The organism is Agrobacterium sp. CFBP2214, assembly GCF_030209895.1.
GTDB classification, from domain to species: domain Bacteria; phylum Pseudomonadota; class Alphaproteobacteria; order Rhizobiales; family Rhizobiaceae; genus Agrobacterium; species Agrobacterium radiobacter.
In genome coordinates this window covers 388299-409637 of the sequence record NZ_JARVRC010000001.1, presented here as the reverse complement: position 1 = coordinate 409637, position 21339 = coordinate 388299, and the positions used below count along the sequence as shown (strand labels likewise).

The 21339-nt window shown below is 61.1% G+C and carries 17 protein-coding genes and 1 tRNA gene; 11 read left to right on the top strand and 7 right to left on the bottom strand.

Annotated features, from left to right (window positions below; all coding sequences use genetic code 11):
* Positions 1–218: 218 nt before the first annotated feature.
* The 7 genes from QRN60_RS01990 to mnhG all read left to right on the top strand — a co-directional run bounded on the left by QRN60_RS01990 (position 219) and on the right by mnhG (position 6703).
* Positions 219–596 carry a hypothetical protein gene (locus QRN60_RS01990; protein WP_129564687.1) on the top strand — a complete coding sequence of 126 codons (378 nt, stop codon included), beginning with the start codon at positions 219–221 and terminating at the stop codon, positions 594–596.
* A gap of 106 nt (positions 597–702) precedes the next feature.
* Positions 703–3621 carry a monovalent cation/H+ antiporter subunit A gene (locus tag QRN60_RS01985; RefSeq protein ID WP_003503486.1) on the top strand — a complete coding sequence of 973 codons (2919 nt, stop codon included), beginning with the start codon at positions 703–705 and terminating at the stop codon, positions 3619–3621.
* Complete coding sequence (locus QRN60_RS01980) at positions 3621–3956, top strand: Na+/H+ antiporter subunit C (protein ID WP_003503487.1); 336 nt, start codon at positions 3621–3623, stop codon at positions 3954–3956. Before QRN60_RS01985 ends, QRN60_RS01980 begins: the two co-directional genes overlap by 1 nt.
* Positions 3953–5599 carry a monovalent cation/H+ antiporter subunit D gene (locus QRN60_RS01975; RefSeq protein WP_060722882.1) on the top strand — a complete coding sequence of 549 codons (1647 nt, stop codon included), beginning with the start codon at positions 3953–3955 and terminating at the stop codon, positions 5597–5599. The genes QRN60_RS01980 and QRN60_RS01975 overlap by 4 nt, the downstream gene beginning before the upstream one ends.
* Positions 5596–6084: a Na+/H+ antiporter subunit E gene (locus QRN60_RS01970; RefSeq protein WP_162690243.1), complete on the top strand. Its 489-nt coding sequence runs from the start codon at positions 5596–5598 to the stop codon at positions 6082–6084. Before QRN60_RS01975 ends, QRN60_RS01970 begins: the two co-directional genes overlap by 4 nt.
* Positions 6081–6362: a K+/H+ antiporter subunit F gene (locus QRN60_RS01965; protein ID WP_003503490.1), complete on the top strand. Its 282-nt coding sequence runs from the start codon at positions 6081–6083 to the stop codon at positions 6360–6362. Before QRN60_RS01970 ends, QRN60_RS01965 begins: the two co-directional genes overlap by 4 nt.
* The gene (gene mnhG / locus QRN60_RS01960; RefSeq protein ID WP_060727013.1) at positions 6359–6703 is read left to right on the top strand and encodes a monovalent cation/H(+) antiporter subunit G; all 345 of its coding nucleotides are present in this window, start codon (positions 6359–6361) and stop codon (positions 6701–6703) included. The genes QRN60_RS01965 and mnhG overlap by 4 nt, the downstream gene beginning before the upstream one ends.
* A 74-nt stretch (positions 6704–6777) precedes the next feature.
* Here the strand turns inward: mnhG and QRN60_RS01955 are convergent, their stop codons facing one another.
* The 6 genes from QRN60_RS01955 to QRN60_RS01930 all read right to left on the bottom strand — a co-directional run bounded on the left by QRN60_RS01955 (position 6778) and on the right by QRN60_RS01930 (position 13781).
* A complete protein-coding gene (locus QRN60_RS01955; protein WP_223567201.1) occupies positions 6778–7272 on the bottom strand; it encodes an alpha-ketoglutarate-dependent dioxygenase AlkB in 495 nt (164 codons plus the stop codon).
* 163 nt (positions 7273–7435) lie between these two features.
* Positions 7436–7511: transfer RNA gene (locus QRN60_RS01950), tRNA-Phe, on the bottom strand.
* A 282-nt stretch (positions 7512–7793) separates the two neighbouring features.
* The gene (locus QRN60_RS01945; protein WP_003503494.1) at positions 7794–8225 is read right to left on the bottom strand and encodes a hypothetical protein; all 432 of its coding nucleotides are present in this window, start codon (positions 8223–8225) and stop codon (positions 7794–7796) included.
* A gap of 149 nt (positions 8226–8374) precedes the next feature.
* Positions 8375–10591 carry a 3-hydroxyacyl-CoA dehydrogenase NAD-binding domain-containing protein gene (locus QRN60_RS01940; protein ID WP_060722879.1) on the bottom strand — a complete coding sequence of 739 codons (2217 nt, stop codon included), beginning with the start codon at positions 10589–10591 and terminating at the stop codon, positions 8375–8377.
* A gap of 147 nt (positions 10592–10738) precedes the next feature.
* Positions 10739–11947 (bottom strand): acetyl-CoA C-acetyltransferase, encoded by a 1209-nt coding sequence (locus QRN60_RS01935; protein WP_112953045.1) that lies wholly within the window; start codon positions 11945–11947, stop codon positions 10739–10741.
* A gap of 37 nt (positions 11948–11984) precedes the next feature.
* Positions 11985–13781, bottom strand: coding sequence for an acyl-CoA dehydrogenase C-terminal domain-containing protein (locus QRN60_RS01930; protein WP_129564613.1), 1797 nt, complete (start codon positions 13779–13781; stop codon positions 11985–11987).
* 377 nt (positions 13782–14158) lie between these two features.
* On the opposite strand from QRN60_RS01930, the gene podJ reads away from it, so the two are divergent.
* The 4 genes from podJ to QRN60_RS01910 all read left to right on the top strand — a co-directional run bounded on the left by podJ (position 14159) and on the right by QRN60_RS01910 (position 20521).
* Positions 14159–17908: a cell division protein PodJ gene (gene podJ, locus QRN60_RS01925; RefSeq protein ID WP_129564614.1), complete on the top strand. Its 3750-nt coding sequence runs from the start codon at positions 14159–14161 to the stop codon at positions 17906–17908.
* 265 nt (positions 17909–18173) lie between these two features.
* Positions 18174–19100: a sulfite exporter TauE/SafE family protein gene (locus QRN60_RS01920; protein ID WP_035212569.1), complete on the top strand. Its 927-nt coding sequence runs from the start codon at positions 18174–18176 to the stop codon at positions 19098–19100.
* Positions 19097–19924 carry a TIGR02186 family protein gene (locus tag QRN60_RS01915; RefSeq protein ID WP_060727028.1) on the top strand — a complete coding sequence of 276 codons (828 nt, stop codon included), beginning with the start codon at positions 19097–19099 and terminating at the stop codon, positions 19922–19924. The genes QRN60_RS01920 and QRN60_RS01915 overlap by 4 nt, the downstream gene beginning before the upstream one ends.
* A 159-nt stretch (positions 19925–20083) precedes the next feature.
* A complete protein-coding gene (locus QRN60_RS01910) occupies positions 20084–20521 on the top strand; it encodes a universal stress protein (protein ID WP_003503507.1) in 438 nt (145 codons plus the stop codon).
* 78 nt (positions 20522–20599) lie between these two features.
* On the opposite strand, the gene pdeM is transcribed toward QRN60_RS01910, so the two are convergent.
* The gene (gene pdeM, locus QRN60_RS01905; protein WP_003503509.1) at positions 20600–21328 is read right to left on the bottom strand and encodes a ligase-associated DNA damage response endonuclease PdeM; all 729 of its coding nucleotides are present in this window, start codon (positions 21326–21328) and stop codon (positions 20600–20602) included.
* Positions 21329–21339 lie beyond the last annotated feature (11 nt).

Sequence of the window (21339 nt, the reverse complement as noted above, 5' to 3'; positions counted from 1 at the left end):
TCAAACGGTAAAATTTGTAAAAGCTTTTAGCCAAGGCCGCCCTCACTTTGCCGCAAACGGGCAAAAACGAAAAGGAATCGGACGCTGCGGGCGGTTTTTCCCGCCTGCGCGCTGGACAAGCATGTCCGGCTTCCCCTAAAACAAATCAACAGGATATTCGCTCAACGGTGATGCTTTAAAGAGACCTTTACGATCAAGGAGATGCCAACTTGCCATGGATGGAGAAAGGCCGCAGTTCAAGGCGCCATCCGCAAGTGCTGATCGGTCTCGTGGTCGCGAGCCTGCTCGTCATGATCGGCCTTCAGGCGCCCTCCGGCATAAAGCCCCTTTCCAAAACCAGCCGCCTTGAGCGATTGCAGAGCGTCGATCCGGGCCGTTCCATTTCTCTTCGCGAAAAAGCTTGCGATAGCGGCAACGATGTCGGCTGCAGGACCGGCGACGCCGGTTCGGGCCTTCGTTATAGCGAGTTCGCTTCATTCGCCCCGAACCTCAGGGATCACGCCGAAGTCTCGCTCGCTGCTGTTGCCATCGTGCCACAAACTTCCCGAGACTTTGCCAGCGTGGTTCCACGCGCGCCTCCGCATATTATGTATTAGTCATTCCGGCGGTCATCATCATCGGGTTCATTGCGAACCTTGAGGGATCGGAGGCGTCGGAAACCCGCCGTAGGCTCCCATTCCAGAGAGAAAACCGCCGCCGCATATGACACTTGCAATCATTCTCCCATTTATTGTCGCATTGCCCTTCGTTGGCGCGCTCCTGACGGCTTTCATGCCGCGCGAGGGTGTAGCCGCAGCCCCCGCCTCCGTCGCGGGCGCAGTCGCCCTTTTCGGGCTGGTCAGCAGCATCTTTCTTTATACGAGCGTCAGTGGCGGCGCGGTTCTTAAATATGATGTGGAATGGCTGCCCCAGCTCGGCCTGAACTTTACCCTGCGGCTGGACGGGTTCGCCTGGATTTTCTCAATGCTGATTACCGGCATCGGCCTGCTGGTGGTGCTGTACGCCCGTTACTACATGTCGGCTGAAGATCCGATCCCGCGTTTTTTCGCCTTCTTCCTCGCCTTCATGGGCTCAATGCTCGGCGTGGTCCTCTCTGGCAACGTCATCCTGCTGTCGATCTTCTGGGAAATGACGAGTATCTTCTCGTTCCTGCTGATCGGCTACTGGCACCAGAATGCCGGCGCTCGCGACGGTGCGCGCATGGCGCTGACCGTGACCGGCATCGGCGGCTTCAGCCTTCTGGCTGGGCTGCTGATCCTCGGCCATATGGCGGGAAGCTACGATCTCGACAAGATCATCGAGGCTGGTGCCGCCATTCGCGCCCATTCCCTCTATTTGCCGGCGCTTATCCTCATTCTCGGCGGCGCGCTGACCAAGAGCGCGCAGTTTCCATTTCATTTCTGGCTGCCCAACGCCATGGCGGCGCCCACACCCGTTTCCGCCTATCTGCACTCCGCCACCATGGTGAAAGCAGGGGTATTTCTGCTCGCACGGTTCTGGCCGGTACTGGCAGGCACGCCGGAATGGTTCTGGCTGGTGGGTGCGGCCGGCATCATCACGCTGCTGCTCGGCGCTTATTTCGCCATGTTCCAGCAGGATCTGAAGGGGCTGCTGGCCTATTCCACCATCAGCCACCTCGGCCTCATCACCACGCTGCTCAGCCTCGGCAGCCCGCTTGCGGCGGTTGCGGCCATCTTCCACATGGTCAACCACGCCACCTTCAAGGCCTCGCTTTTCATGGCCGCCGGCATTATCGACCATGAAACCGGCACCCGCGACATGCGGCGGCTGAGCGGGCTTTATACCTATATGCCCGCGACCGCGACGCTCGCCATGGCGGCGAGCGCGGCCATGGCCGGCGTGCCGCTGTTCAACGGCTTCCTCTCCAAGGAAATGTTCTTTGCCGAGGCCGTCGAAACCCATGCCGACTCGCTGCTCGACCGCGCGCTGCCCTATGTCGCGACGCTTTCCGGCGCATTCGCCGTCGCCTATTCGCTACGCTTCATCCACACGGTCTTCTTCGGCCCCAAACCCGTTGATCTGCCGAACCCCAATCCACACGAACCGCCGCGCTGGATGCGTTTCCCGATCGAGTTCCTGGTTTTCGCCTGCCTCATCGTCGGCATCGTTCCGAGCCTTTCGATCGGCCCGTTCCTGCATTCGGCCGTGCTTTCCGTTCTCGGCCCGCAGACACCCGTCTACAGCCTGTCGATCTGGCACGGTTTCAACCTGCCGCTCATCATGAGTATTGCGGCGCTGATCGGTGGCGTTACCATCTATGTCCTGCTTGGCGGTTATTTCTCGCGCTGCGACGACGGCCCGCCAGTCTTCCGGCATTTGCGGGGACAGCGCATCTTCGAGCGCATTCTCGTCACCGTGTCCTGGAAATGGGCGCGGTGGTTGGAAAGCACGCTCGGCACGCGGCGTCTGCAGCCGCAGCTGAGGCTTCTGATCCTTGTCGCGCTTCTTGCCGGTTTCTCGCCTCTGTTCCTTTCGGAGTTCTCCCTATCGCTACCGCGCGTGACGACCTTCGATCCGATCTTCGCCATCCTCTGGCTGATCGGCATGATCGCCGCGATGGGTGCCGCCTGGCAGGCGAAATATCACCGCCTCGCCGCCCTCGTGATGCTTGGCGTCTCGGGGCTCGTCACCTGCCTTACCTTCGTCTGGCTTTCCGCACCGGATCTCGCCATCACCCAGCTGCTGGTGGAAATCGTCACCACGGTTCTCATCCTGCTTGGCCTCAGATGGCTGCCGAAACGCTTTGAGAAGGTCGACAGCAGCAATGAATTCCCGGCGCAGCTCCGCCGCGCCCGTGACTTCCTGCTGGCAGCTGCAAGCGGTATCGGCATGTCCGTCATCGCCTATGCCGTGATGACCCTGCCCGTGCCGAACGCGATTGCGACCTATTTCCTGGAGCGCGCCTATACGGAAGGCGGCGGCACCAATGTCGTCAACGTCATCCTTGTCGACTTCCGCGGCTTCGACACATTCGGCGAAATCGCTGTTCTGGCGATCGTGGCGCTTACCGTCTTTGCGCTGCTTCGCCGTTTCCGCCCTGCCCATGAAAGCATCGGGGTGCCGGAACAGCAGCAGATGCAGAACGCCTTCGATGCGGAAAGACCCGACCGCAGCAATGGGGACACGGTTCGCGACTATCTCTACGTGCCATCAATCGTGATGCAGTGGATGTTCCCTGTCATCATCACCTTCTCGATCTTCCTGTTCATGCGCGGCCATGATATGCCGGGCGGCGGCTTTGCGGCCGGCATCACCATGGCGATTGGCTTCCTGCTGCAATATCTCGCTGGCGGCGCGCGCTGGGCGGAAGACCGCATCCGCATCCTGCCGTTGCGCTGGATGGGCTTCGGCCTTCTGATGGCGGCGGCGACGGGTATCGGCTCGTGGTATTTCGGCTACCCGTTCCTGACCTCCTATTTCCAATATACGGAGATCCCCTATATCGGCAAAATGCCGACAGCTTCGGCCTTGCTGTTCGACCTCGGCGTCTTCTCGCTGGTCGTCGGCTCCACCGTTCTTATCCTGATAGCACTGGCACACCAATCGTTGCGCAACTACCGCGTTCGCACGCCTGAAGCCGCAAAAGCGGAGGACGTGTAATGGAACTCATTCTTGCAATCGGCATCGGCATCATGACCGGCTCCGGCGTCTGGCTGGTGCTTCGCCCGCGCACCTATCAGGTCATTGTCGGGCTCTCGCTGCTGTCCTATGCCGTCAATCTCTTCATCTTCGGTGTCGGCGGCATTAAGACCAATGCGCCGCCGGTGCTGGTGAACGGCGTTGACAGCTCAACGCTGGCCGACCCCGTGCCGCAGGCGCTGGTGCTGACGGCCATCGTCATCGGCTTTGCCACCACCGCATTGTTCCTCGTCGTGCTGCTTGCCGCCCGCGGCCTCACCGGCACCGACCATGTGGACGGGAGGGAGTCGAAATGATGTCGTTCCCCTTCCACATCGTCATCGCCCCCATTCTAGTGCCGCTGATCACCGCAGCCCTGCTGCTGTTCTTCGACGAGCGCCAGCGCGTGGCGAAAGCCGCCATCAGCCTCACCTCCACCGTGCTGTTGCTGGTGGTCGCCATCCTGCTGTTCCGCGAGGTGAACTCGACGGTCAATACCGAGATCGCCGCGGTAGTTTCGAGCGGCGTCTACCTGCTCGGCAACTGGCCGGCCCCGTTCGGCATCGTGCTCGTCGCCGATCGCCTCTCCGGCCTGATGGTGCTGTTGACGGCGCTGCTTGCCATCCCGTCTTTGATCTATTCCATGGCCAAGTGGCACAAGTCCGGCGCGCATTTCCATTCGCTGTTCCAGATGATGCTGATGGGCGTCAACGGTGCGTTCCTGACCGGCGACCTCTTCAATCTCTTCGTCTTCTTCGAAGTGATGCTGGCGGCCTCTTATGGTTTGCTGCTGCACGGTTCCGGCCAGCAGCGCGTCAAGGCGGGGCTGCATTATATCGCCATCAACCTCGTTGCCGCCCTGTTCTTCCTGATCGGCGTCAGCCTCATCTATGGTGTGACCGGCACGCTGAACATGGGTGACCTCGCCCATCGTATCGAAGGCCTCAACTCCGACCAGCGTATGCTGCTGGAGACCGGAGCGGCGGTTCTGGGCGTTGCGTTTCTGGTCAAGGCCGGCATGTGGCCACTGAATTTCTGGCTGCCTTCCGCCTATGGTGCGGCGTCGGCCCCGGTCGGCGGGCTCTTCGCGATCATGAGCAAGGTCGGCATTTATGTCATCGCCCGCCTGTCCTTCCTGCTTTTCGGGCAGACGGCAGGGGAATCCGCCGGTTTCGGCCATGACGCCCTGCTTGTCGGCGGCATCGCCACCATCATCTTCGGGGCCATCGGCGTTCTTGCGTCACAGGCGCTGGGGCGGCTCGCCGGCTTTTCGGTTCTCGTCTCATCGGGAACGCTTCTTGCCGCCATGGGCACCGGCAATCCGACGGTTGCGGCCGGTGCGCTTTATTACATGGTCAGCTCCACCCTCACCATCAGCGCCTTCTTCATGCTGATCGAGCTGGTGGAACGCGGGCAGGATGCGGGCGCGAACGTTCTTGCCGTGACCATGGAAGCCTATGGCGAGGGCGAAGACGAGGATGAGGAGGAAGAAGTCGGCGTGACCATGCCCGCCACCATGGCGGTGCTCGGCGCCTGTTTTGCCGCCTGCGGCATTCTTCTCGCCGGCCTGCCGCCGCTCTCAGGCTTCATCGCCAAATTCTCGATGCTGACCGCCATTCTCAACCCTTCCGGGCTTGGCGCCAATGACAGCGTTTCCACGCTTTCCTGGTGGCTTGTCTTCCTGATCGTCTTTGCCGGTTTCGCCTCGCTGATCTCGATGACGCGCGCCGGCATCCGCACCTTCTGGGCCTCCATCGAAGGAACCGTGCCGCGCGTGCTCGTCATCGAAATCGCGCCGATCATGCTGCTGCTCGGCCTGACGCTTGCCATGACCGTGCAGGCAGGACCAGTGATGCGTTACATGCAGGAAACGGCGCGTATTCTCGATCTGCCGGCAAGCTATATTCAGGGCGTCATTTCCGCCCCGAGAGCGGGAACGAACCCGGAGGCGGAACCATGATGAGCCGTATCCTGCCTTATCCGCTGCTGACGATCTCGCTGATCTTCTTCTGGATGACGATCAACAGCTTTTCGGCGGGGCACCTGCTGCTTGGCACCTGTGTCGCGCTTATCGCCTCCTGGGCGATGGCGTCGCTGAGGCCAGCCAAGCCGCGCATCCGCAACTGGCACAGGCTGGTGCAGCTGATCTTCATCGTGCTTTATGATATCGTCAGGTCCAACCTCTCGGTCGTGAGGATCATCCTGTTCGAGCGCGAAAAGAACCGCAAATCCGGCTTCCTCGCGGTGCCGCTCGATATTCGCGACCCCATGGCGCTGGCCGTTCTCGCGACGATCCTGACCTCGACGCCGGGAAGCGCATGGCTCGAATATAATTCCAGCCAGGGCACGCTTCTGATTCACGTTCTCGATGATGTGGATGAGGCCGCCTGGATAAGCCTCATCAAGAACCGTTATGAAAAACTGCTGATGGAGATATTCGAATGAGTTCGATTATCCTTTTCTGGTCCTTTTCGCTGGCACAGTTCATGCTCGCCATCGCAATGACGATATCAGTCTATCGCATCGCCATCGGCCCGCGTGCGCAGGACCGCGTGCTGGGCGTGGATACGCTTTATGTCAACGCCATGCTGCTTCTCCTGACCTTCGGCCTGCGCACCGGCAACGACATCTATTTCGAGGCATCGCTGCTGATCGCCATTCTGGGCTTCGTCTCCACCGTCGCCCTTTCCAAATTCCTGATGCGCGGCGAGGTGATCGAATGAACGAGGTACACGAATTTCCGCTCTGGGCCGCCATTGCCGTGGCCTTCTTCGTGCTGCTCGGCGCCTCGCTGACGCTGATCGGCACCATCGGCTTTGCCAGGCTCAACAGCTTCTATGAGCGCCTGCACGCGCCAACCCTCGGCACCAGCTGGGGCACCGGCGGCATCGTCATGGCATCGATCATCTATTTCTCCGTGTCCGGCGACCGCTTCGCCTTCCACGAAATCTTCATCGGCATTTTCATGACGGTGACGACCCCGGTTTCCCTGATGCTGCTCGGCCGGGCGGCACTTTATCGGGATCGGGCGGAGCAGAATTCGGACAATCGGGAGCATTTGTAATTCGCCCAGATCGAGACCGTTTCGGAGCGATGACCTTGCGAAAAGTGAGGGAAATTCTTCTGCTTCGGTCTGTCCTAACTCCATTCACGATATCCGATTTGCGAGCCGGAATCTCTCAGCAAGACGCCGGAGCGAGGCTGAAGCAAAACACGGCACGCGGCTGGTCCGCGCACATCGCGGAAAACCATCTCACATGCGGATAGAAGGCTTATCGACACGATTGTATCGTCAAAACAGGGAACACAGTCGATGTGTGCGCTGATGCCCTGGCCCGGAAGATACTCGTTCGCAATCACCTGGTCCGGCAAATTTCGGCAATATCCTTCCGTAACCAATCGCTCAGCGAAGATACCGAGCCACTGTGGCAATGGCCCGAGATAGGCATCTGGGGTAACAGTGCGCGCTTTATAGTCGTAGCGATAACCGAAATGCTGCACACGGCGCTTCAACTCAGTGCTCCAAGCACCGTTATCCAATATGGCTGCGAGGGTGGCTTCCTCTTCGGGGGAGACGAAGGCGTCGAAATACATGACGCCTGGCGGCAAAGGGGATGCACCGACATGATTCATTTGCGAGCGCCCTCCATCGACTTGAAATAAACAAGCTCGGCAGATGGCTACATCGGAACTGTCAAAAGCATATGATAGGGAGAGCCGATGACCGGAAGGCCCCGCCTTGTGAATGGGCAAGCCACCACATAACCAATTCACTAGATAATTGATTTGAGAGAAATGGTGCCCGGAGGCGGATTTGAACCACCGACACGCGGATTTTCAATCCGCTGCTCTACCAACTGAGCTATCCGGGCACTTCAGGTCCTTGAAGAACCTCCGCTTTTGGCGGGCGGGGCCGTTTGGTGCCCCGAAAGTGAGCGGGGTTATAACATCTTGTTCGGACATGGCAAGCGCCATCGCGAAGTTTTTTGACAGTTTTTTCACGGCGCCTGTGGATGGCTGGAATGCGTGTCCGGCAGAGGCCGGATCCTGGCTGGAAATCCACTCTCCGCCATCAGCCGGGCCTGATCGGCGTTCGACGGGCGGACGCGTTCGGAAAGGGTCGCAAGGTTACGAGAGGGCGCAGCGTGGGGCGGCTATGCCCCTTCACTGCGCCGCGCGGCAAGGCCAAGCGCGAAAGGCACCACGGCCACCAGCGCCGCCATGACGGGCGAAGACGCGAAGATGCGGCTGGCAAGCGAGGTGACGGCGACGGAGCGCACCACCGTCATCAGTCGGGAATTCTCGCGGTCGCGCTCATGGTGGGGCTGTGCGGGTCTGTGACGGGAATGTTGGGCCGCCTCCAGCCGTTTGACATCGCGGCGGATCTTGTCGACCTGTTTGCGAAGCTCGTCCAGTTCGGCGCGTAGCGCCGGGTCGATGATATTGGCGGCACGCGTTCTCCTCGCTGCGGGTTTTGCCACCTTTGCTTCGGCGGCCACAGCCTCGGCCTCTTCGTCCAGTTCGGCCAGTTCGTCGTCAAGGTCGGATGGCTTGTCGAAACCGTGGGATCGCAGTGGTGCTTTCATCGCTGTCTCCTGAGGCGTGCTGAATTGCGGCGGCGGGCGTCTTTCGCCCGGTCACGCCCTTTCAACGCCTCAGCCAGGCAAAGGATGCACGGAAAGCGGCATAATAAAACAGGCCCCGAAGGGCCTGTTCAGTAATCTCTCCGGAAACCTTACGCCGCCTTGGCGGCGCTGGCGTAAGGATCGAAACGACCGTAGAAGGTTTCGCCCTTGGCGGCCATCTCCTTCAGGAGTGGCGTCGGCTTGAAGCGTGGGCCATAGGCCTCGCTGAGCTTTTCGGCCAGCGCCACGAAGGTCTTCACGCCCATACCGTCGATGTAAGACAGCGCACCGCCGGTGTAAGGCGCAAAGCCGAAACCGAGGATGGAGCCGACATCGGCCTCACGCGGATCGGTGACGATGCCTTCTTCCACCGTGCGGGCGGCTTCCAGAGCCACCGTGACGAGGAAGCGCTGTTTCAGCACTTCCATATCCACATCCTCCGGCTTCTGTTGCGGATAAAGATTTTTCAGGCCGGGCCAGAGGGACTTCTTGGCGGGCTTTGGCGGGTAGTCGTAAAAGCCCTTGGCGTTCTTGCGGCCAAAACGGCCCTCGCCTTCCACCAGTTTCTTCACCAGCTCCATATGGCGCGGATCGACGGCCTTTTCGCCGAGATCGGCGACGGTGGCTTTGAGGATCTTGTAGGAAAGATCGATCGCCACCTCGTCATTCAGCGCCAGCGGGCCGACCGGCATACCGGCGAATTTCGCGGCATTTTCAATCATGGCGGCGGGTACGCCTTCGATCAGCATGTCGTAGCTTTCGGCCATGTAGCGCAGCACGCAGCGATTGACGAAGAAGCCGCGCGTATCGTTGACGACGATCGGCGTCTTCCTGATCTTCGCCACGTAATCGAGCGCGACGGCCAGCGCCTTGTCACCGGTTTCCTTGCCGAGGATCACTTCCGTCAGCATCATCTTCTCGACCGGCGAGAAGAAGTGAATGCCGATGAAATCGGTCGGGCGCTTCGAGTTCTTCGCAAGCCCGGTGATCGGCAAAGTGGAGGTGTTGGAGGCGAAGATCGCGCCTTGGGGCAACACGGCTTCCACGGCCTCGATGACGGCCTTCTTCACGTCGCGGTCTTCGAAGACAGCCTCGATGACGAGATCGGCATCGGCGAGCGCCTTGTAATCCGCCGTCGGAGTAACGAGGTCGAGCAGGGCCTTGCCCTCATCCTGCGTCAGCCTGCCCTTGCCGATGGCCGCCTTGACGCTTTCCTCGCAATGGCCCTTGCCCTTGTCCGCCGCTTCCTGATCGCGATCGACCAGCGTGACGGGGATGCCGGCTGCGGCGGTAACATAAGCGACAGCTGCGCCCATGAAGCCCGCGCCGACGACGCCCACCTTCTTGAACTCCGTCTTCGGCTGGCCGGCCGGGCGGCGCGCGCCCTTGCCCAGTTCCTGCATGGAAATGAACAGCGAGCGGATCATGCCGAAGGCTTCCTTCGAGCGAAGGATTTCGGTGAAATAACGCTGCTCCACCTTAAGCGCCGTATCGAAGGGCAATTGCAGGCCTTCATAGACACATTTGAGGATGGCAAGCGCGGCCGGATAGTTGCCGGCGCTTTCACGACGCAGGATGGCGGGAGCGGCAGGCCACAGCTGGGCTGCGGCAGGCGTCCAGATGCCGCCGCCAGGGGCCTTGAAGCCCTTTTCATCCCAGGGTGCGACCGGCTTCAGGCCGTCCTTGATCATCTGCTTTGCGGTGGCGACCAGCTGATCCGGCTCGACCACCTGATGCACCAGCCCCATGGCCTTGGCGCGCGCGCCGGTCAGCGACTGGCCCGTCGTCATCATCTGCAGTGCCGATTGCGCATCCGTCAGGCGCGGCACGCGCTGGGTGCCGCCGGCACCGGGGAAGATGCCGACCTTGACTTCCGGCAGGGCGATCTTGAGGCTCTTGGCGCTGGAGGCCACGCGGCCGTGGCAGGCGAGCGAGAGTTCGAAAGCGCCGCCCATGCAGGTGCCGTTGATGGCTGAAACCCAGGGCTTGCCATTGGTCTCGATCTTGCGGAACAGGCCCGTCATGCGGCCGACGAGTTCGAACAGCTTTGCCGCCGCCTGATCCGGGTTCTTCGCCTTCTCGTCATTATAGAAGGAGAACATCGACTTGATCATCGAAAGATCGGCGCCGCCGGAAAAGGTGCTCTTGCCTGACGTGAAAACCACGCCCTTGACGGCGCTGTCGGCGACGGTGGCGTCAACAATGGCGTTCAGCTCGTCCATCACTTCAGAGGTGAAGACGTTCATGGATTTTTCCGGCATGTCCCAGGTAACGAGGGCAATGCCGTCTGCGTCCGTCTCGATGGTGAAATTGGTATAAGTGCTCATTTGGGATTCCTCTTCCCTGAATCTTAATGGCCGCTTCGCTTTCTCCGTCATCCTCGGGCTTGACCCGAGGATCTAAGCACCGGGGATAGATCCTCGGGTCAAGCCCGAGGATGACGGAGGAACCGTTGCGGTATCAGCCGAAGCCTCTCAAACCCGCTCGATAACCGTCGCGGTGCCCATGCCTGCGCCGATGCAGAGCGTGACGAGCGCGGTGTTCAGATCGCGCCGCTCCAGCTCATCCAGCACCGTGCCGAGGATCATCGCGCCAGTTGCACCGAGCGGATGGCCCATGGCGATTGCGCCGCCATTGACGTTCATCCGGTCGTGACCGATGTCGAAAGCCTGCATGTAACGCAGCACGACGGCAGCGAAGGCTTCGTTGAGCTCGAAAAGATCGATATCGGCAAGCTTCATGCCGGTCTTTTTCAGAAGCTTTTCGGTTACATCAACCGGGCCGGTCAGCATCAGCGCCGGGTCGGAACCGATATTGGCGAAAGCCTTGATGCGGGCGCGCGGTTTCACGCCCATCGCCTCGCCGCCAGCCCTGGAGCCAACCAGCACGGCCGCCGCGCCATCGACGATACCAGATGAATTGCCGGCGTGATGGACGTAGTTGATCCGCTCCACTTCCGGATGCGCCATGATACCGACGGCTTCGAAGCCGCCCATTTCACCCGGCATCTGGAAGGAGGGGTTGAGGGAAGCCAGCGCCTGCATGTCCGTGCCGGGGCGCATATGCTCGTCGCGGTCGAGGATCGTCAGACCGTTTGAGTCCTTCACCGGAATGACTGATTTGTTGAAATAGCCCTTTTCCCAGGCATGCGCCGCACGCCTCTGGCTCTCGACGGCATAGGCATCGACATCGTCACGAGAGAAACCATACTTTGTGGCGATGAGATCGGCCGAAACGCCCTGCGGCATGAAGAAGGCCGGGAAATTGACCGAGGGATCCATGTACCAGGCGCCGCCCGACATGCCCATGCCGACGCGCGACATGCTTTCCACGCCGCCGGCGATGACGATATCGTCCGATCCCGCCTTGACCTTGCCGGCCGCGAAGTTGATGGCATCAAGACCCGAGGCGCAGAAGCGCGAGATTTGCATGCCCGGCGCCCTGTTGGAATAACCGGCCTCGAAGGCGGCGGCTTTCGGGATCACCGCGCCGGCATCCATGACAGGATCGACGCAGCCCATGATGATGTCGTCGACAGCAGAGGTGTCGAGCCCATTGCGGTCGCGGATGGCTTCCAGTGTCTTGGCAGCAAGGCGAACGGAGGGCACCTCATGCAGGCTGCCATCCTTCTTGCCGCGTCCGCGCGGGGTGCGGACATGGTCGTAGATATAAACGTCGGTCATAAACTCTCTCCCTGCGGCGTGTTTACCGCCAACCTTCTCAGAATGCTTCCGCAGCCAGTTCCATCATGGTGTCCGCGCCGGTTTCGATGCGGGCCTTGCGCAGCGCCGTTTCCGGCATGATGCGCTCCATATAAAACTTCGCCGTGACAAGCTTGGTCTTGAGGTAATCCTCGTCCGAAGCGCTGCCGGCCGCAAGCGCTTCGCTCGCGGCTTTCGCCATGCGCGCCTGCATGTAACCCAGCACCACGATGCCGAAGAGGTGCATGTAGTCGGTCGAACCGGCACCGGCATTGTCGGGCTTGGCCATGGCGTTCTGCATGAACCACATGGTTGCGGCCTGCAGGTCGTTCAAACCCTTCTTCAGACCCTTGGTGTAAAGGGCAAGCTTTTCGTCGGCGCGGTTTTCCTCGCAGAAATCGCCGATTTCCTTGAACAGCGCCATCACGGCGCGGCCGCCATTCATGCCGAGCTTGCGGCCCACCAGATCGAGCGCCTGAATGCCGTTGGCGCCCTCATAGATCATGGTGATACGGGCATCGCGGACATATTGACTCATGCCATGTTCCTCGATGTAGCCGTGACCACCGAAGACCTGCTGCGCCATGACAGCATGGTCAAAGCCCTTGTCGGTCAGCACACCCTTGAGGATCGGCGTAACGAGGCCAAGCAGATCGTCTGCCGCCTGCCGCTGCTTTTCGTCAGCGGCGCGGTGGGCGATATCGGATTGCAGCGCGGTCCAGAGGAGGAAGGCGCGGCCGGCCTCGTTGTAAGCCTTGATGGTCATCAGCGTGCGGCGGATATCGGGATGCACGATGATCGGATCGGCCTTCCTGTCCGGGAACTTGGCGCCGGAAAGCGAGCGGCCCTGAATACGTTCACGGGCATATTCGACCGCGTTCTGATAGGCGATTTCACCAACGGAGAGGCCCTGCAGACCGACGCCGAGGCGGGCCTCGTTCATCATCACGAACATGGCCGAAAGGCCCTTGTTCTCCGCGCCCAGCAGATAACCCGTCGCATCGTCATAGTTCATGACGCAGGTGGCGTTGCCGTGGATGCCCATCTTGTGTTCGATCGCGCCACAGGTGACGCCGTTACGCTCGCCAAGCGTGCCGTCTTCCTTCACGAGGAATTTCGGCACGATGAAGAGCGAAATGCCCTTGGTGCCTTCCGGCGCACCTTCGATGCGGGCAATCACCAGATGGACGATATTGTCAGTCATGGAATGTTCGCCGGCGGAGATGAAGATCTTCTGGCCGGAAATCTTATAGCTGCCGTCGCCCTGCGGAACCGCCTTGGTGCGCAGCAGGCCGAGATCGGTGCCGCAATGGGGTTCTGTGAGGTTCATGGTGCCGGACCAGGAGCCTTCGACCATCTTCGGCAGATAGGTTTCCTTCTGCTCCTGCGTGCCATGCACGAGAACGGCGGCAATCGCACCCTGCGTGAGGCCCGGATACATCATCAGCGACAGGTTGGCCGACGACATATATTCGCCGATAGCTGCATGCAGCGTATAGGGCAGGCCCTGCCCGCCGAACTCCGGCGGAACGGCAAGGCCGATCCAGCCGCCTTCACAATAGGCGTCATAAGCGTCCTTGAAACCATCGGGCACGGAGACCGAACCGTCATCGGCGCGCTTGCAGCCTTGGCTGTCGCCGGAAAGGTTGAGCGGGAAAAGCCGCTCCTCTGCAAGCTTTGCGGCCTCGCCGGTGATCGCCTCGATCATGTCCGGGGTTGCATCCTCAAAGCCGGGCAGGTTGTTATACCGCTCCAGGCCGAGAACGTCGTTCAGGATAAAAAGCGTGTCTTTAACTGGGGCCTTGTAAACAGGCATTACCGATGTTCCTCCGCATCGTGGGCGCCGGCGATAATCCGGCCGATATGGGATGACAATATTTGACGTGCGCGTAAACGTCAAACAAATTTCGGCGGAATATCGCCTCCCCTTTTCCGCGGAATGGATGGCCGGCGCTGCTGATGGCTCTCACGCGCCACAAAAGTTAAAAAATTCCAACCATAGTTAACCACTTCTTTACCACGTTTCGTGAATTCTCCCGAAAGAGGTAACTGCTTCGTACTCCGGCGCATTTTCCTCAACGGGGGCAAATACCGGCTCTGGAATTGCTGCATGTTGCGGCGACGGCGTGTTCAGGCAGGCAACGTCGCGACAGATAACCGGGCACGGCGGGCGGAAGCGAAGCGAGCGAAAAGATGAACGGATTGCGATCGAAAAACCAACAGCCAAGCGACAGATCGTCTCTTGATGCTCTCAATCGCACCATTGAAGGCCTTGAAGCCCGTATCGAAGGGTTGATGAGCCAGAAGTTCCCGCGCGACCCTCGGGGTGCGAGCACTCAGGTCGAGCCCAAATCCGAAGCTTATGCCGCGCCCCGCGAGCCACGCGCCAGCGTTACCCCGCCGCAGCTCGACCCCGTCAACGAAATCCGCCAGCGCCAGCGCCTCCTCGAAGCAAGCTTCCAGCGCCCGCAGGAACCCGCCGCCCGCCCGGAACGGACGATTACCAGACCGCTTGCGCCGGAATACCGTCCGAGGGACACGCAGCAGACCGCCGCCGCTCCCGCCCCGCGTGCACGTTCCATCCCGTCCTATCAGGAACCGCAGCGCAACGACGCGGCACTGCAGGAGATTGCGCAGGCGCTCGTCAATCTGCGGCATGAGCTGAAGCACGATATTGCCGAGGGCGTTGCGCGCGAAGCGCAGGGCCTGCGCGCCGAAATCCGCAATATTCGCGCAGTAGCGGAAGACCAGCAGTTCATTGGCGACCTGCGCGAAGACATCGCACGGCTGGCCGGCAGCATCGACCAGCTCGGCAATCTGGCATCGCCTGACGCCTACGGGCTGCGCAATGAGTTCGAGGAACTGCGCCTGACGATCGACCAGCTTGCACGCGAAGACAGCGTGCACCGGATCGAAAGCCGCTGGAACAATGTGGAAGACACGCTGCGTGGTTTCGACGCCGGCGCGCTACAGGATGAGATCGTTTCGCTCGCCTATCGTCTTGATGACATCAAGACTCAGCTTGGCGGCATGAGCAACAATCCGGCCGTGCGCGTGCTCGAAGACAAGCTGATCGCGATTGCCAGCGCCGTGGAGCAGCTCGGCAAACATATGAAGCCGAACGAGGCCGCCTTTACCGAGCAATTTTCCGGCCTCGACCAGCGGCTGGATGAAATCAGCCGCGCCATTGCCGCCACCGGCACACGCGCGAATGCGCAGGCAACGGACAATGCGCTGGCGCAGCGGCTGGAAACCCGGCTGAACGGTCTTTCCGAACAGCTCGGCGACATCAACCGCCTTGCCGCCGCAAAGCCGGAACCGACACTCGATCTCACCGCGCGTCTTGAAGCGCTGGCCGGCAAGATCGATGAGCTCAGCACCGCCCGCGACGCCGCCCAGCTGCACGAGCGGCTGGACCAGCTCTCCCTGCTTCTGGAGCGTTCGCAGCGCCCCTCGCAGCAGGCGGAACTGACATCTTTCCTCAGCGACATTTCCCGCAAGATCGATGCGCTGGATCACGGCGTCGTCAATGACGGTCTGGCCGAACGGCTCGATACGCTCTCTCGCCGGATCGAGGACCTCGATTATCGTTACAGCCAGCCGCAGGCCGCATCCGGGCTCAGCGAAAGCGCCTTTTCGCGTCTGGAAGAGCGGCTCGGCAATATTGCCGCCCGCCTGGACGAGACCGCCCACGCCGCGCCCGCCGACAGCCATGCGCTGGCCAGCCTCGAAAACCAGATCGCCCATCTCTCCACGCTGATCAGCCAGCCGGTGCAGATGCAGGCGACAGGCATGTCGCCGGAACTCGACGCCCGTATGGCGGCGATCGAAGACTACATGGCGTCGAACGATGAATATATCATCGAAGCGGCGCGGCAGGCTGCCGAAGCCGTTCTGGATGCCTATACCCGCAACAATCTCTCGGCCGGCGCAAACATCGCCGACATGACGATGCTGACCGATCTTGCGACCGACCTGCGCAGTCTCGAAGCGCTGAGCCGCAATACCGAAGAGCGCACGCACCGTACCTTCGAAGCGCTGCACGAAACGCTGGTGCAGATTGCCGGCCGGCTCGACAGCCTCGACAACGCCCCCGCTTATCGTAACGAAGCTCCCCGCAACGTCGCGCAGCAGATGGTCGCCCCCGCCCGCGAAGAAGCGCCCATGCCGGCCGCCATCTTCCCGGAGGAAGGCTATATTGCCGAAGAACAGGCCATTCTCGACGATAGCAGCGAAAACGACGCGGCAACGATCGTACCACCTGCTGCCGCAAAGCCCGCAAAAGCGGAAAAGAAAAGCCTGCTTGCAGGCCTGACGAAGCGTTTCAAGACTGGCACGGCGAAGACCGCCAAAACAGCTGAAGAGCCCATATCCGCCTCCTCCACCCGCACCCAGGTCGAGCCCGCTCCCTCGCTCGATCCGATCGATGTGCTGCCCGCAGGTCAGGAGAACGAACTTCTGGAGCCGGGTTCGGGTGCGCCCGATATCAAGAAAATCCTGGAACGCGTGCGCGCCAGCCAGGTGGCCGCCAGCGGCAAGGCTGCGGATGCGGAAGGACGGACGGATTTCATCGCCGCCGCCCGCCGCGCAGCGCAGGCCGCCGCCATGGAAACATCGCCGGAAAAGCTTGAAACCGGCAAGAAGAGCCGCAAGGCCGACACCTCGGCACTTTCCCGCTATCGCCGCCCGCTGCTGCTTGGCATCGGCGCCATTCTTCTTGCCATGATGGCCATGCCGCTCGTCAAAACGCTGATCGGCGGCGCGGAAGCCCCGGCGCCGATCATCGAGCAGAAGATGGACAATGGCCCGGTTTCAGCACTTCCCGACACCGGCGAAAAGGCCGTCACCATTCCGTCCGATCTCGCCATCGATCCGGAACAGTCGGCATCGGCCGACAGCATCGAAAATACCGCACCGGCGCAAAATACCATTGATAACCGCACCATAGGCGGTGCGCCGCTGCCGGACGAGCCGCCGGTTGCCGATGTTCCCGCTGTGGATCCCGCAAATTCCGGCGCCGTCGCGCAGAACGAAGCTCCGAAACCGGCCGAAACCGCTGCCCCGGTTGCTCCTGCCCAGGACGCCATCGCGGTTCCCGCTGGCATCGAGCCCGCATCGCTTGCCGAAGCCGCCGCCAAGGGCGATACGCAGGCGCTGTTCGAGATCGCAGCGCGCTACACCGACGGCCGCGGCGTTGCCGCCGACCGTGCGGAAGCGGCAAAGTGGTACAAGCTGGCTGCTGATCGCGGTCTTGCGCCCGCGCAATATCGTCTTGCCAATCTTTACGAGAAGGCGAACGGCGTCGAACGTAACCTTGCCGAAGCCAAGCGCTACTACACGCTGGCGGCCGAACAGGGCAATGCCGGCGCGATGCACAATCTCGCGGTCCTGCAGGCCTCTGACGCGGCCGGTCAGCCGGATTTCGCCGCCGCCGCACAATGGTTCATCAAGGCCTCTGACCTCGGTGTGCGCGACAGCCAGTTCAACCTCGCCATTCTCTACGCCCGCGGCAGCGGCGTGAAGCAGGATATCGAAGAATCCTACAAGTGGTTCGCCATCGCCGCCAGAGACGGTGACGCGGACGCCGCCCAGAAGCGCGACGAAGTGGCAGGGGCCCTGAACCCGCAGCAGCTTCAGAGTGCGAAGGCCAAGGTGGACGCCTGGAAGGTCAAGCCGCTTTCGGAAGACGCCAACAGCGTCAACCCGCCCGAGGAATGGGCCGGCAAGGAGGGTGTGAAGACCGCCTCCGTGGACATGGAAAAGGCGATCCGCAACATTCAGGCGATCCTGAACAAGAACGGTTTTGACGCCGGCCAGCCCGACGGCAAGCTTGGCAAGAACACCGTAACCGCCATCAGGGACTTCCAGAAGTCCGTGGGTCAGACACCCGACGGGCGCATCACCAACGAACTGGTGACCGCGCTTCTCGCCCGCAACAAGTAAGCGTTCTGGAACTGGCGAAGCGGCCCCCCTTGGCCGCTTCCGGGCGACCCCGCGCAGGAATGTGGCGGCCTGCCCACGTACAACCGCTATCTTTCCAAATTATCAACGTATTTACCGTTGAATGTTGACAGGTCAGGCCCTCGCGGGCATGACGGATGAAGGTCGGGCATGCCCGGTCTTTTCAGACAGAAAGTGTAAATCGCGGCGCGGCCCCCTCACCCGGACAAGCCCTGCCGCCCGGAACCATTTGCCCGAGGTCCGAGCCGTGACTGTCTATCTGCCGATCGCAGAACTGTCGGTGAATATTTTCATCATTCTCGGCATGGGCGCGGCCGTCGGTTTTCTTTCCGGCATGTTCGGCGTGGGCGGCGGCTTTCTGATCACGCCGCTGTTGATTTTCTACAATATTCCGCCCGTGGTGGCTGTTGCGACGGGCGCCAACCAGGTGGTCGCCTCCTCCGTTTCCGGCTCGATCACGCATTTCCGGCGCGGGACGCTGGACGTGAAGCTCGGCAGCGTGCTGCTTGTCGGCGGTCTTGTGGGTGCGACGGTCGGCGTGTGGATATTCTCCTTCCTGCGCAGTATCGGCCAGCTCGATCTCATCGTTTCGCTGCTCTACGTCATCCTGCTCGGCACCGTTGGCGTGCTGATGCTGAAGGAAAGCATTTCGGCGCTTCGCCGCGCCGCCCGCAATGAAGCCGTGACGCTGCGCCGGCCGGGCCACCACAACTGGGTGCATCGCCTGCCGCTGAAAATGCGGTTCAAGAAATCGAAGATCTATCTCAGCATCATTCCCGTCGTCACACTGGGTTTCGGCATCGGCATCCTCACCTCGATCATGGGTGTCGGCGGCGGCTTCATCATGGTGCCGGCGATGATCTATCTACTGCGCATCCCCACCAGCGTGGTTGTCGGCACCTCGCTGTTCCAGATCATTTTCGTGACCGCCTATACGACCGTCGTTCAGGCCGCGACCAACTATTCCGTCGACGTGGTGCTGGCCTTCATCCTGATGGTGGCGGGCGTCATCGGCGCGCAATATGGCGTGCGCGTCGGTCAGAAACTGCGTGGCGAACAGTTGCGCGCGCTTCTGGCGCTGCTGGTGCTTGCGGTCGCCCTTCGCCTTGCCGTAGCGCTGGTGGTGCGGCCGGAAGACCTGTTTTCGGTGGCCGTCGGGGGGTTAGGTTATTGACCCGCCATTTGCTGCTTGCCGCCCTTGCCCTGCTCTCATGTCTTGCCCTCGGGCAAACTGCTTCGGCGCAGACGCCGCCACTTGCACTGCCGCCCGGTCCGCAGCAGCGGTCCCTGCTGGAAAATATCGAAATCGGCGCATCGACGACGGAAATTCCCATCGCGTCGGATTTTCGCGGGGCGGATTTCACGCTTTTCGGCGCGCTGAACAACACCGATCAGCTGCTGCTCGCCATCGGGCAATATGATATCGTCGTGACGCTGGAAGGGCCGAGCGACTATATGACCGTGCGCAAGAAGGAGCGTGTGGCGGGCATCTGGATCAATACCAGCGCCATCACCTTCACGCCGCTGCCGGAATCCTATTCCATGGCCAGCACGCGCAATATCAGCGACATCGCCTCACCCGGCACACTCAGGGCCATGGGGCTGGGTGTCGACCATCTGTCGCTGAAAAGCGCGGTGTTTTCCGGCGTGCCCGACAATGTCTTCGATTTTCAGGAGGCCTACCGTCGGCTCAAGCTTTCAAGCGGCATCTATCGTAACGACACGACCGGTGTGAGGCTGGAACGCACCGGCCTGTTCTGGGCGACACTTCGCCTGCCCGCCAACGTGCCGAACGGCGTGCACACCGCCCGCGCCTATCTCTTCAAGAGCGGCAAATTCATCGCCCAGCGCGAATTGAAACTGCGCGTCGTCAAGACCGGCATGGAGCAGGCGATCACCGATGCGGCGCATCAGACGCCGCTTGCCTATGGCGCGCTCTGCGTTCTGCTCGCCGTGGTGACCGGCTGGGGCGCCAGCATCATCTTCCGCAAGGACTGACCCGCTCTTCCTCCTGCAAATCGGGCGCAGGCGACCCTCTGCGTCAAAGATAGCATTCGCTTCCGTCATCGGTTTGCGGTAAAATTCAAGGCGTTACAACCACGCACACAGCTCTTGGCGGCCAGTGTGGCTGTGACCGGGATGAAAAGGAGAAATGTCATGTTCAAGCACATTCTCATTCCCACCGATGGCTCGCCGCTGGCGCAGATCGCAATCGACCAAGGGTTCGCTCTCGCCAAGGAGGCAGGCGCAAAGGTGACCGTGGTGACGGTATCGGAACCCTTTCATGTGATTGCCAGCGATGTCGAGGACATTGCCGCCATTGCCGAAGAGGAATTTCACCGTTGTGAGGAGGCGGAGCATCTGCTGCGCGATACGCAGGCACAGGCCACGTCCATGGGATTGGATTGTGAAGCGCTGCTGGCGCGGGCGGGAAGGCCCGACGAGGCGATCATCGAAGCCGCCAACAGGAGCGGCTGCGATCTCATCGCCATGGCCTCGCACCGGCGCAGGAGCTTCTTGGAAATGCTGCTCGGCAGCGTCACGGCCAAGGTGCTGAAGAATTCGAAGATACCGGTGCTGGTCTACCGGCAATAGAGCATTTCCAGTAAAAGTGCGTAGCGGTTTTACGTCCGGACAATGCGTAAAAACAAAGAGATAACGGCGACGATGCGCTCAGCCGATGAGATTTGAAAATCGCACCGAATAGATGCGATCCCTCCCCATCAGATGCGCGACAAGAGCGGCATGATCGAACAGGCCGCGCATCGCCTTGTGCCGCAAATCCAGCCCGCCGCTCATCACCCCGAATGCCGGCATCAAAAGCCGTGAACCATCGGTGGCGAAACAGGGGCGTCGCACCGTTTTCTCGCGACGGCGCACGGTTGCAGAAGGATGCAGGTGCCCCGCAATTTCGCCCGCGGCATCTCCCAGCTTCGGCTCGTGGCGGAAGACGAGATTGCCATAAAACATCTCGTCCACCGAAGAACCCGGCAGATCGACCGTACCGTCGGGGTCGTGGTTGCCGTTGATCCATATCCACTCGCGGCCACGGGCCATCTCGCGGATGAGTTCGCGCAGCGGCAGCGGCAGATGCTCGGAACCGACGCGATCGTGGAAATTATCGCCGAGACTGACGACGATCTTCGGATCATAGCGGCTGACGAGGGAGGACAGGATTTTAAGCGTGGCGATGGTGTCATAGGGTGGCAGCATGCGGCCACGCCGGGCGAAGGCCGCGCCCTTTTCCAGATGCAGATCAGAGACGACGAGCAATGACAGGTCCGGCAGGTAGAGGCCGCCCAACGGGTCGCACCAGGCGGCGACGCCGTTGATGGCGGTTTCGCTGCCAAGGCATTCGAAGCCATTGGAAAACCTGTCGCTCAATGTCAGCCGGCTCAGCACTTTTATCGTTG